The sequence below is a fragment of the Deltaproteobacteria bacterium genome (assembly GCA_009929795.1).
Lineage (GTDB): Bacteria > Desulfobacterota > Desulfovibrionia > Desulfovibrionales > Desulfomicrobiaceae > RZZR01.
The window spans coordinates 1-11,774 of record RZZR01000078.1; the positions used below are offsets into that span (position 1 = coordinate 1).

General features: G+C 61.7%; 10 protein-coding genes and 1 tRNA gene. 1 reads left to right on the forward strand and 10 read right to left on the reverse strand.

The window, feature by feature from the left end:
- Positions 1-53: 53 nt before the first annotated feature.
- Complete coding sequence (locus EOM25_09255) at positions 54-1,157, reverse strand: right-handed parallel beta-helix repeat-containing protein (GenBank protein ID NCC25367.1); 1,104 nt, start codon at positions 1,155-1,157, stop codon at positions 54-56.
- A gap of 186 nt (positions 1,158-1,343) precedes the next feature.
- The gene (locus tag EOM25_09260) at positions 1,344-1,838 is read right to left on the reverse strand and encodes an OsmC family peroxiredoxin (GenBank protein NCC25368.1); all 495 of its coding nucleotides are present in this window, start codon (positions 1,836-1,838) and stop codon (positions 1,344-1,346) included.
- Between the two features lie 143 nt (positions 1,839-1,981).
- On the opposite strand from EOM25_09260, the gene EOM25_09265 reads away from it, so the two are divergent.
- Entirely contained in the window at positions 1,982-2,860 is an 879-nt protein-coding gene (locus EOM25_09265; protein NCC25369.1) for a LysR family transcriptional regulator, read from the forward strand.
- 186 nt (positions 2,861-3,046) lie between these two features.
- Here the strand turns inward: EOM25_09265 and EOM25_09270 are convergent.
- The 8 genes from EOM25_09270 to EOM25_09305 form a co-directional block, all read right to left on the reverse strand.
- Positions 3,047-3,123: transfer RNA gene (locus EOM25_09270), tRNA-Arg, on the reverse strand.
- 354 nt (positions 3,124-3,477) lie between these two features.
- Positions 3,478-4,263, reverse strand: coding sequence for a UPF0280 family protein (locus tag EOM25_09275; GenBank protein ID NCC25370.1), 786 nt, complete (start codon positions 4,261-4,263; stop codon positions 3,478-3,480).
- Complete coding sequence (locus EOM25_09280) at positions 4,239-5,366, reverse strand: hypothetical protein (protein ID NCC25371.1); 1,128 nt, start codon at positions 5,364-5,366, stop codon at positions 4,239-4,241. The genes EOM25_09275 and EOM25_09280 overlap by 25 nt, the downstream gene beginning before the upstream one ends.
- Entirely contained in the window at positions 5,363-7,495 is a 2,133-nt protein-coding gene (locus EOM25_09285; GenBank protein NCC25372.1) for a hypothetical protein, read from the reverse strand. Before EOM25_09285 ends, EOM25_09280 begins: the two co-directional genes overlap by 4 nt.
- Positions 7,496-7,595: 100 nt before the next feature.
- Positions 7,596-8,390: an HD-GYP domain-containing protein gene (locus EOM25_09290; GenBank protein NCC25373.1), complete on the reverse strand. Its 795-nt coding sequence runs from the start codon at positions 8,388-8,390 to the stop codon at positions 7,596-7,598.
- A gap of 232 nt (positions 8,391-8,622) precedes the next feature.
- Positions 8,623-9,813: a response regulator gene (locus EOM25_09295; GenBank protein NCC25374.1), complete on the reverse strand. Its 1,191-nt coding sequence runs from the start codon at positions 9,811-9,813 to the stop codon at positions 8,623-8,625.
- The gene (locus EOM25_09300) at positions 9,810-11,024 is read right to left on the reverse strand and encodes a response regulator (protein NCC25375.1); all 1,215 of its coding nucleotides are present in this window, start codon (positions 11,022-11,024) and stop codon (positions 9,810-9,812) included. The genes EOM25_09295 and EOM25_09300 overlap by 4 nt, the downstream gene beginning before the upstream one ends.
- Positions 11,021-11,774 (reverse strand): HAMP domain-containing histidine kinase (locus EOM25_09305; protein NCC25376.1); only part of this gene is annotated, 754 nt, incomplete at its 5' end. The genes EOM25_09305 and EOM25_09300, both read right to left, overlap by 4 nt.

Here is an 11,774-nt window from a genome sequence, read left to right on the forward strand (position 1 = left end):
GCAATGTGCGGACCCGCCCCGTTCGTATTCCATCCTATGCCAAGTCGTGGGCTTCATGGTGCGTGATTGACTCCCATGGTCGAGCTGCCGGCCCGGATGTTGTCGCCGCCCCCAGAGGCGCCATTCTCCAAGGCCGAATTCTGATCGACCAGGGAGTTGGAAGAATAGATGCCATATTGCCCGTTCTCATAGGCGCTGTTGCCCACCAGGGTGGACCTCCCGAGCAAGCTCATGAACCCATAGTTCTGGTTTTTATAAGCCGTGTTTCCGCTGAGTATGCACCCGACGTTGAAGACATATCCGGTCATGTTTCCAAATGAGATGTTGCTCTGAACGATGGAACCGGCGTCGGCAAAAATTCCATACGTTACATTCCCGCTGACCACGTTGCCCTCGACCCGGCTGCCGGGACCAACAAAGATGCCCCCGTCGCCGTTTTCCATGGATTGACAGTTCCGTGCGACGTTGGCCACCCCTTCCAGGCGAATACCGTACTTACCGCAGTTCCGAGCCGCTACATCAAGGACTTGAATCCGTCCATACCCTGAGCTGTCGTTTTTGGAGCCATGAATGCCGTATCTTCCGAAGGACCGGACGATACCGTTCTTGATGATGGTGTTCTTGCGGGCCGTGATGCCGTCATTGTCTCCGGAGCTGTTTCCCGGACCGATCAAACTGAACCCCTTGAGGTCGATGGTCACGTCGGGGACCGTGCAGGTGATGGCCGCCCCGGTGGTGGATGTACTCTGCAGATTTCCGGTTAGGTAGTAGTGCCCGGAACGGCCGATGATGAACGGCACTGTGGTGATGGGCACTCCCTCCGATTCCCGGTCCGAGCGGTACACGGTCGTGGAGAAACCTCCGTCGGCCGCGTTGCCGAAGAACACGGTCACGGCCATCCGGGCATCTCCACCATGGGAGACGATCATCCAGAAACGCGACGGGAGACCCGTCCCGAACAGGCCGTCGGCCGTGTTCACATAAAAGGTTCCCGGAGATATGGACCCAATGGTTTTTGTCCCCAGCGCGGCTCCGTTTGCAGAAAAGAAATCCACGGTGACCGTTCCGGTGCCCTGGGAATCGATATTGGTCACGGCCAATCCCGTCCACCATCCATTGCCGCTGGCCGCGTACGGAATGATGACTTCCGCCGCCATGCCCCAATTTGCGAACGCCGGCCCCAGCATCGAAACAATCAATGTCGATACGGCCAACGTACGCAATTTTTTCATCCCAATCATGTCCCTGCCTCCCGTGGTTGTGCTCCGACATCCGAATTGGAGCGATGATTCCAAGGCTATGGATCATACGCCATGCCGGGAGGCAGGGCAAGACACTTGTGCCTACAGCCGGGCCAAGGTCAGGCTGAAGGGCGTCTGATTTGCCGTTGTGTCACAGAGAGGACAGCGTTCGTTGACACGGGCCACAAAGGCCTCCTTGTCCTCTCGGTTCAGCGGACCATCCAGATCGATGACGATTTCCAGACCTTTGAATCCGGCCCGTTGATCGGTGGCTTGTCCCATGGCCTTGGAAAAATCCACACTCCCCCTGACCGTGACCGATATGCGGCCAACGTCGATCATTTCCAGCATGGCCACCAGCCTGGCCGTGGACACCACGCAGGCTCCGACGGCAAAAGCCAGGGTCTCGGGCGGCGTGGGAGCGGTGTTCCCCCCACCCCACTCCGTGGGTTGATCGACGCTCAATCGATGCCCTCGGACCGAACCAGACACCACCCGGCCGGATTCCTCCTCCACAACGACCTCGATGGCGTACGGATCGGCGGCCGCACCTGTGCACAGGACCAAAACAAGGATCAAAACGAAAACGCTGCGCATGACTCCTCCAAGGGTTTGATATTGACGGGTGGCTGCTTGCCCTGTGAGACACCCTTTGATACGGAAGCCATAACTGATCGAAATATTGCTGACCAACAAGAATATTTTGAGACTTTGATCGAAATTTTCGAACGGAGGACGTGATGGAGTTCCGGCATATTGAGACGTTCATCGCCGTGGCGACCTTCTCCAGCTTCCGCAAGGCCGCCGAGCACCTGAACCTGACCCAATCCACGGTATCGGCACAGATCAAGACATTGGAGGAACGTCTTGGAACTGTCCTGTTCAACCGTTTCGGCAGGGGGATAGGCCTTACGGGCGCAGGCGAGGAACTCCTCGTTCATGGTCGGTCACTCCTGAACATGCGGGACGAGGTCAAGAGTCGACTGGCCGCTGGCGAAGATCCATCCTGTACCCTGAGGATCAGGATGCCCCAGAGCCTCGGGCTGGTCCATCTGCCGGAAATCATGGCCCGTTTCCACGATTGCCACCCTCGGGTCGGACTGGATATCGGCGATTGCGCTTTCTCGGAACTGCCGTCGGAACTGCGATCCGGACTTACGGATGTGGGTTTTCTTTTGGCCGACTCAATTCCTTTCCCCGACCTGAAGACCGAACTCCTGGGCGAGGCCAAATTGACCTTCGTGAGGTCAATGCAGTCAAAGGGCACGGTATTGACCTGGGAGGATCTGGCCCGAGACCGACTCTTCCTGCCCAAACACGACTGCAGTTACAAGATGATGCTGGAAGCGGAACTGAAAACCAGAAAAATCGAGATTCCCGGCCTTGTCGAAATGAACAGCCTTTGCTCGCTATTGGCCTGCGTGGCCCGGGGCATAGGCTTGGCCCTGGTTCCAAAGATGTGCCTGAACGAAACGGTGAACAACGGGGTTAGACCCGTGGCTCTCGAAGATGCCGAGTTCCACACGGGAATCCTCATGATCACTCACTCCCGGAAGTTCATTTCCGCGGAACTGGAGTGCTTTCTCGATCTGTGCCGGAAAGTGGTTCGAAACCGGTAAGAAGAAAATGTCGATTAACAGCCAGAAGGCCTTTCAGGCATGATCCGTGACAAATATAATCTGACATATTCACACAGAGAAATCTGTCGGCCCGTTTATCGAATTTCTTGAAACGAGCCGTCTTGAGAAGGCCTCTCCCAAAACAGAAGGGGCTACCGGACTAATCCAGTAACCCCCTGAAATTTTTGGCGCGCCCGGGAGGACTCGAACCCCCGACCAAGAGCTTAGAAGGCTCCTGCTCTATCCACCTGAGCTACGGGCGCCCGGTTTGTCCGCTTACACCACCGCCCGAAACGGGGTCAAGCGGCTCCGGCCCGGTTTAGGCGGCCATTCGGGCCCGACGCGTCCGCCGCCCGGCCCCGATCAACCCGCTCATGGCGGCCGTCAGCAGGGCCAGGAGGCCCAGTGTCCGCACACGCCTTGGGCGACGAGGCCGAATACTCTGTCTGCTCTGGAACTTGACCAACTCTTTCATTGTCGACGTGCCCTTGAAATTGAATTCGTGGAAGGATGAACCGGCCAAAACCCGTTTCGGACTTGTGCCCGGAAACGGGAAGTGGCCCTGTAGTCCGCCCTCCATGGGCTGTCAACGAAAAATTGGCCCGGCCGAACGAAGCTCACGAACCCACAGCATCCAACTCCATCCGTCCCCATACGGCCAAGACCTCGCCGCATTGGACGAAAACCCCGTTCAGACCGAGACCGGACCATTTCCGGGCCTGGTTCACGGCCCGGTTCACGTCTTCTGGGCTAACCACCATGTTGGCCAAGGCCGTGGCCGCGGCGTCGGCAAGAGAGGCATTCCGGCTTCGGACCACCACCAGGTCGCCTCGCCCCAGGCTCACGGAATGACCTATCCGTCCCGACGAGGCGCAAAAGGAGCAGGGAAACTCATCGGCCCTAACCCTGACCCCGATCCGGACTCCCTGCTCCGGATCCGACAAGAGGCCCACGAACCTGTCCCGGCTGGAATGAAGATGGATGTCCCCGCCGTTTTCGACCAAAAGGTCGGCGGTCCGGTCGCTGAAACGCTCCACCACGGCCTGGGCGATGGCCCCGGCCACGGCGGCCATGGGTCCAACCCCGACCCGGGACGAGGCCTCGGTCATGGCTTTGACCACCGGGGCCGCTCCGGCCGGAACCTCCACCGGAATCATGGACGTGGCGAACCCGGGGACCATGGACATGGCCCCCTTGATCCCGGCCCGAAGTTCGTGGACCAGGGCCGCAATGTCCGCCGAAAGATCCTCGGGGCTGACGATCCAGAGGTCGGTCTCCTCGACCACCACCTGGTAGGAGCGTTCCCCGCTTCCGGCCCGACAGGACCGGCGGTAGGCCCGGTCCGGATCGGCGTGAACCCCGTTCCGGACGCCTGAGCCTAGAGAACGATTGCGACCTTGCACCGGGACAAAAATCCGCCTCCGGCGCGGATGACCGAAGCCAGGATATCGGCGTCCTCGGGACCCAGAACCAGGGTCCCGGCCCCGCCGATTCCGATGGAAACGGCCTTGGCCTTCATGGGCAGATCACCGGTTATCCCGCTCTGCTCGGCCGAGGCCAGGGCGCTGTAATAGCGGACGTACCCGCTGCGCACGGCCGTGTCGGCGTCAACGTACTCCCCTGGATAGATCTGGGTCTGAAGTCCGTCGTAGACCAGGGGTTTCAGACAGGGTTTGAACCCGACCCCCCGGGCGTCAATGACCAGCCCTGTGTAGGACGGAACCGAAATCGTTGGTGTGGGCGCGGAGACAGGTCCGGCCGTCTCAAGTACGCCTACCCGGACTGTCAAAGCGGCAAGATCGGTCCGCAGGGCCTCCAGAACCGGAGCCAGGACGGCCGAGTTCTCCGTGGGGATCGGGGTTTCAGACTTCCGGGCATCTGCGGCCTTGACCGCCTCAGCCTCCAGGGCCGTCAGGCGAACTTCCACCCGCTGGAGAACCGAACGGACTTCGGCGGTCAACCCGGACATGGACCGTTCCAGCGCGGCCATCCTGGTCTCCAGACCGGATGTATCCACCACCGGGGCCGAGGGCGGAACCACCGGGGGGAGCGTGGGGTGCGTTTTGGGTGTTTGGGGAAAAAGTATCCGACTCAACTCGCCGTTCAATGGAATTCCGACCACGGCCTCGACTCCTCCGTCGGGCAGAGTCCTGGTTTCGATGATCCGGGAATTCTCCAGGAGCCCGTGGACTTCGCTCCGGATCCGGTCGCTCTGGACCATGTAGTCGCGGACCTCGGTGGCCGAATCGATCCGGACTCCCTGAACGACTTCCAGCAGATTCCGCCTGGCCGCGACCACGGCTGATCGCTTGGCCATGGCCCGGGCCTGGGCCGCGTTCACGCTCTGGGCCGGTGGGGCCCCAACCCCCGAGGCCGAGACCACCATCCGGCCCCAGTCCACCTGACCGGTGTCACCGATTCGCTCCACGATTCCAAAGGCCAGGCCCAGACCCGGGAGGAGCAGGACCATCATCCAGCCAACACCAATGGAAAGGGTTTTCATCATGACGCGCCTCCTTGGACCGGAACCGGTCGGCAGTTTTCGGGCGGAGTCTCCAGCACCGGTTCCAGCACCAGATCGTCCCCCAGGAACAGGGCCGGATCGGGCTTGGGCGAGCCCCACCAGTTGCCTCCGAGATCGACCTGCATCGGAGTGTGTTTTTGAACTTCGAAAGGCAGGTTCCCGGAAAAAATAGTATTTCGGGCCGAGATGGAAACCCCCTCTCCCTCCAGGACCAGGCCTCCCATGCCCCGACAGTTCTCCACCCGACAGCACTGGAGGACCGGCTTTGACCTGGCCCGGGCAAAGATCCCGGCCTGGTGGCAGTCACGCACCGTGACGTGCTCCAACCTCGGCGAACAATTCCTGATCTCTATACCGACGGCCGCGCCCTCTATGAGCAGATGCTGGAGGAGAACCTCTCCGTCTCCGGACAAGATCAGCCCCGTGAACCCGCTTTGCTGGCCTTCGCCGGTCAGACCGAAAAACCGCACCGGACGATCCTTTCGTCCGTACACCGACAACCGGCCTCCGAGCACCGACAGTCCGGCCCCAGGCTCGAACTGGACAACCGTACCCGGCTCCACGGCCAGATCGGCCCCGGGTCCGACCACCCATTCACCGCGGACCGTGTATGGCCCACCGGACGCCGTAAGCAGCACCCTGCCCTCCAGCGTTCCGGACAAAAGCCCTGACAGGGTCGGCCGGGTCGTGAGATCCGGCTCGGGCAACGGCATTCCTTGTGCCGTGGCCGATGGAACGCTCAGGTTTCCGGCCCGATCCCGGGCCACGATCCGGATGAAGACCGGATCGAAATTGAAGAGATCGGGAACCTCGGCCTCGTTGAACTCGGTGTCGGCCAGCAGGACGAAACCCGAGGCCGGGGTCGAGCTGTAATGAACCCGGTATCCGGCCACGTCTTGATCGGGGCTTGGAATCCAGGCCACATGGACCTTGCCGTCCAGGGATGTCGTCCGAAGCCCCGTGGGAGGGGCCGGGGGAACGGCGTCGATGTCCACCACCCCGACCAGATCGACCTGGGAAGAGCGGCCTCCGTGCCTGCCCCGAAGGTATCCGGTCGGGATCAGGCCCCGGGCCTCCTCGCCAGGCTGGACAAGATAATTCCCCTCGTAGATCTCTCGCTCGTCCAGGGTCTTCCGGATGGCCTCACGCAGATCGTCGGTCAGCTCGTGGCCGGTGCTCCGGTAGCGATCCTCCACCTGGGCCGCCACCTGGTTCCAGATACCCTGCCGGACCGTGGCCGACACCGGTTTCAAAGGGATGGCCAACCGGAAGTCGCCGAGATCGGCCCAGGCGTCGCCCCCGGGCTCGCCGATCATCCGGAAACCCACCCGGTCCCCGGACTTGAACGGCTTGCCCGTATTGAGGCAGACAAACAAATCCAGTTCCGGCCCCAGGGCCAGTTCGGCGCGCATCTCTCCGGTCAGGGCGATGGTGCTGACGATCTCCCGGAACAAGCTGTCGGTCTGGGCAAGCATGGCCTCGCCCCGGAGATTCCAGGCCGAGAACACCGCGTTGATGACCAGGCCGATGGGCGTCAGGGCCACCCCTCCGGCCACGGCCCGGCTGACGTGCTTGGCCCGCCATAAAAAATCCCCGGTCTTCAGATCGATCATGCGGACCTCACAGCCCACGGCCACCTGGGAGACGATGCCGGCGAAGACCCGGTCGAAGTGGGTGACCTCGCCGATCACGGCCGCGTCGGCATCGAGAATCCGGGCCAGGCGAGCCGGATCGTCCTTGATCATGGCCTTGATCTTCTCCGGTTCGTCCAGCCCGGCCTCGGCAAGGCGCCGGTCCACGTCCATGAGTTCCACGTCCCGGAAGGGCAGGGACGAAATATGATTGTAGAGCCCCCGGCGGACGATCTCGGCCGGGTTTTCCTCGTCGAGTTCGATGGACCAGGCGTCGGCCTTGGCCTTGACAAAGGGCAGAACGGCCACAGACCGTGGAGGGGAGCCCTCCATCAGGGCCGTGTTCTCGAACTCGCCCTTGAAAAACTTGTAGGCCTCGCTGGTCACGGCCACCATGGGCTCCTTGCGGCTACCGATCTGGGCGCAGCCCCCTGCCAGAATCATGGCCAGGACCAGTAAAACCAAAATCCGAATCTTCATGTCTTTCCCCCCAAATTGTGATCGAGCAGGGATTTGGTCCGTGTATACGGGGAAAAAACCTAGGCTGTCCAGACGAAAAAGGCGTGGGAACGGGGGCCTTTCATCGCTGCCTATCCTTGCTTGGCCCGGCGTCACCGATCAGGCCCAGTGTCGTCAGGACCTGCGGACAGATCCGGGAACAGGCCTCGGCCACCTCCGGATCGTAAAGTCTCCCTCGGCCTTGGCATATTTCCTCCAAGGCTCGCTCCGGCCCCAGGCCGGGCCGGTAGGGCCGGTGGCTCAGCATGGCGTCCACCGTATCGGCCACGGCCACGATCCGGGCCTCGAGGCAGATGTCGTATCCGCGAAGTCCTTGAGGGTAGCCCGACCCATCCAAGCGCTCATGGTGTTCCAGGACCACCCGGCTGATGGGCCAGTAAAAGTCCACCCCTCGCAGGGCCTGATAGCCCACGGCCGGATGGGTTTTGATGATGGCGAATTCCAATTCCGTCAACCGCCCGGGCTTGTTCAGATACTCGGCCGGGACCGTGATCTTGCCGATGTCGTGGACCAGGGCGGACATGCGTATCCCGGTCACCCGGTCCTTTTCCAGGCCCATTTCCTCGGCCAGGGCCGAGGAAATGGCGGCCACGTTGCGCTGATGCCCGGCCGTGTACGGATCCCGGCTCTCCACCAGGGCCACGAAAGCGGCGATGATGCCCTCCATGGACCGTTTGATTCTGGTCAGGGCCTGAACCTCAGCCCTGGCCATGCGGTCCCGATGCCCTTCCAGCCCGGAGTCCACGGCCGAAGCCAGATCGCCCATTGATATGGGCTTGGTCAGGACCCGGAAGGCCCTGCAGCGGTTCACGGCCTGCATGGCGTACTCCAGATCGGCATACCCCGTTAGGATCATTCGGATCATGTCCGGATAGGCGTCTCGGGTCCTGGTCAGAAATTCGATCCCATCCATGCCCGGCATCTTGATATCGCTGACCACGACCTGGAACCTCTCGCCGGCTCCCAGGATTTCCAGGGCCTTTGCTCCGCCGCAGGCGGTCCGGACCCGGTAGCGTCCCCTGAAGTATCGCTCCACGGAATTCAGGAGCAGAACGTCGTCGTCCACGAACAGGACGCCTTCGTCCGTCTCATTTCCCGCCATCATCCGCCGCCTCCCTGACCCTGTCTCCATCGATCTGGACCAGGACCGGTATCGGTTCCACGACCCGGTTGAACTTGGCCAACTGAAACAGCCGGTCCAGGGAAACATCGCCCAGGACATGGCCCTTGGGGAGAACCTTGAGCCGCTCCCCGGCCCTGACCACATAGGCCCCTTCGGCCAGGACCATGCCTTCCTTCAGGCCCACCAGGGAAACGGACTGGACCAGATATTCCTTTTCCTGGGCCAAAATTTGGCCGAAGGCCTTGACCACGCTCGGGTCGTAGATCTCCCGCTTGCGGCTCAGGATGATAAAGGCGTCTCCCTTGGCCTTGCCCGACTCCAGAAGACGGTCGAAATCCAGGGCGACCTTGAGAATCCTGGATCCAAGAGGGATGTCCGAGCCCTTGAGGCCATCCCTGGGAACGCCGCGGCCATCGTACCATTTTTCCTGGTAGGCGACGATCCCGGCTACCTCCTCCATGCGGGGAATTTTGGAAATCAGGCCCGCCGACGTGGCCGGATGCTCGTAGTAGGCCTTGGCCTCCTTGGAGGTCATGGGCACCCGCTCCCGGACCTTGGCCAGGACGATGTCCGGCAGACTCATGTAGCCCAGAAGACACAGGGAGGCCGCCGTCTCCAGAACCCAGGGATTCTGAACCTCCAGGGTCATCGCCAGCTTGCGGACATGGGGCAGAATTCTGGACACCTGGCCGTAGTCCTCGGGTCGGAGCAGGGATACGACCTCGGTCAGCATCTTCACGCTGCCCTTGAGAGTTCCGTCCAAAAGTTCCCGCTCTGCCATGACCAGCCGGTACTGTTCCAGACAAGCATTTATGGTCGACAGAAGCACGGGCAGGGCGCAGGGCTTGGCCAAAAACCGGAACACGTTGCCCTCGTTCACTGCGGCCATGGCCGCTTCCAGGTCGGCGTACCCGGTCAGCATGACCCGGACCGTATCCGGACTGACCTCCCTGGCCTTGGCCAGAAACTCCACACCGGTCATGCCGGGCATGCGCTGGTCCGAGACGACCACGGCCACCGGCCCCTGTTCCGCAAGAACCTTGAGACCACCCTCGGCCCGGTTGGCCGTCAGAACTTCGAACCCGGACCGAAGCATCCTGGTCATGCTGGTCAGAATTTTCTCATCGTCATCCACAAAAAGAATCCGTTTGTTCACGCCTCCACCTCCCGACCCAGGGCCTCCCTGGCCTTGACTCTCCATTCGTCCATCCGGTTTCCGTAGCCGACTCCCTTGATGTATGCCTCGTCCATCTCCTGCCTGGAATAGTCCGGATTGAGGACCACGATCTCCCGCTCCAGGCAATTGGCCGCATGGACAAAGGGAAGCAGCCGGTTTGCCCCAGGGCATTTCCCGGGTTCGTGGTGGTGGAGGACAGCCTCGATGATCTCGTCCTCGAATCCCCACAGGCCCAGCAGGTAGGCCCCAACCTCGCAATGGGTGCCCGGTCCGAGGTTCTTCTCGGCTTCATGAAAGATAACGTTCGCCCGGTGGGCCTCGGCCAGCACGGCCTCGAACCGGTCCGGAAATCGGGCGGCCAGGATAAGCTTACCCACATCGTGGAGGATGGCGGCCACAAAGGCCCTGTCGGTCTCGTTCCTGTCCAGGCCTTCCAGGGTGGCCAGTTCCTTGGCCTGCAAGGCCGAATTCAGACAGTGATCCATGAGCATCTTCAGCCTGAAGGTCTTGAACCGGTTCGTTTCAAATCCAATGAACATGTAATGGTGTAAAACCAGACTCTTGAGCACGTTCTGGCCCAGCAGGACCGCCGCGGTCTCCGGCGAAACCACCCGCTGCGGCAGGCCGAAGAACGAGGAGTTGACCAACTTGAGCAGCCCGGCCGTCATGGCCAGGTCCCGGCCGATAATGGCCCCAACCTCCCGCAGGGAGGCGTTGGGCGATGCCATACTGGCCTGGAGTTCCTGGTAGATCTCCGGCAGGACCGGGAGGTTCACGATCCCCGACAGATTGCCGCCTTCGGCCCCGCCCATGGGGAGGTTTCGAAGCTCAATGAGCCGCCGGAACAGGGCCTTGAGCCTCTGTCCCTCCACGGGTTTCTGGAGATATTGATGGGCCAGCCTGGCCAGCCGGAACACGACGTCCTGCCGGGCCTGGCCCGAGAGCACGATCCTGATCGTGTTCGGAAACCGCTCCAGGGTTTTTTCCAACAAGGTCGCCCCGTCCATGCCCGGCATCAGGGCGTCGGTGATCAGGATGTCCGGAGCCCGCTCGGCCATCATGTCCAGGGCCTCCTGCCCGCCTGGGGCGAATCCCATGTCCCATTCACGGGCCATGTCGAAGAGCATCCTCCGCAGGGAGGACAAGACATGGGCCTCGTCGTCCACGAACAGAAGGAAGGGTTTGGTCATGGCCGGGCCTCCTCGCCAAGGGGAAACTCCACGAAAAAGGTCGTGCCTTTGCCCTGCCTGGTGGTGAACCGAATTTTGGCCCCGTGTTTCTGAATGATGGAATAGACGATGGTCAGTCCTTGCCCTGTTCCCTTGCCGGCCTCCTTGGTGGTGAAGAACGGGTCGTAGATCCGGTCCTGGATGGCCTTGGGAATGCCGAAACCGGTGTCTTTCACGCTGATCTCGACCCATTCTCCCCGTTGCTTCGTGGCGATGGTGACGACCCCCTTGCTCCCGGTTCCGGCCACCACGTCGCCGATGGCGTGGGCCGCGTTGATCAGAAGATTCAGGACGACTTGGTTGAAATCACCGGCCGAGCAGAGAACCGGGGGGAGATCCGGGTCCAGGTCCATCTCGACCTCGGCCACGTACTTCCATTCGTTCCTAGCCACGTTGACCGTATTCCGAATGGCCGCGTTCAGATCGACCATGGTCATGGCCTCACGCTCCGGATGGGCGAACCGCTTCATGGACTGGACGATGGAGGTCACCCGCTCCACCCCTTCCCGAATGTCGGCCAGGGCCGGGGGCAATTCGTCCAAGACAAAGGCCAGGTCCCCCGTTTCAAAGGCCTCCAGGACCATCCGGCCGCAGGCCTCGGCCCCGCCTTCCCGGGCCCGCTCCCGTCCGGCTGTGAGAAGCGACATCATCCGGGCCACGGCCGACTCGAGAAAATCCAGATTTCCGCCCACGTACTGGATGGGGGTGTTG

Bases quoted from the DNA above. Each gene is read 5' to 3' on its own strand.
- EOM25_09255 (NCC25367.1), bottom strand. From the start codon at position 1,157: ATGGCGGCGGAAGTCATCATTCCGTACGCGGCCAGCGGCAATGGATGG.
- EOM25_09260 (NCC25368.1), bottom strand. From the start codon at position 1,838: ATGCGCAGCGTTTTCGTTTTGATCCTTGTTTTGGTCCTGTGCACAGGT.
- EOM25_09265 (NCC25369.1), top strand. From the start codon at position 1,982: ATGGAGTTCCGGCATATTGAGACGTTCATCGCCGTGGCGACCTTCTCC.
- EOM25_09280 (NCC25371.1), bottom strand. From the start codon at position 5,366: ATGATGAAAACCCTTTCCATTGGTGTTGGCTGGATGATGGTCCTGCTC.
- EOM25_09285 (NCC25372.1), bottom strand. From the start codon at position 7,495: ATGAAGATTCGGATTTTGGTTTTACTGGTCCTGGCCATGATTCTGGCA.
- EOM25_09290 (NCC25373.1), bottom strand. From the start codon at position 8,390: ATGATCCTAACGGGGTATGCCGATCTGGAGTACGCCATGCAGGCCGTG.
- EOM25_09300 (NCC25375.1), bottom strand. From the start codon at position 11,024: ATGACCAAACCCTTCCTTCTGTTCGTGGACGACGAGGCCCATGTCTTG.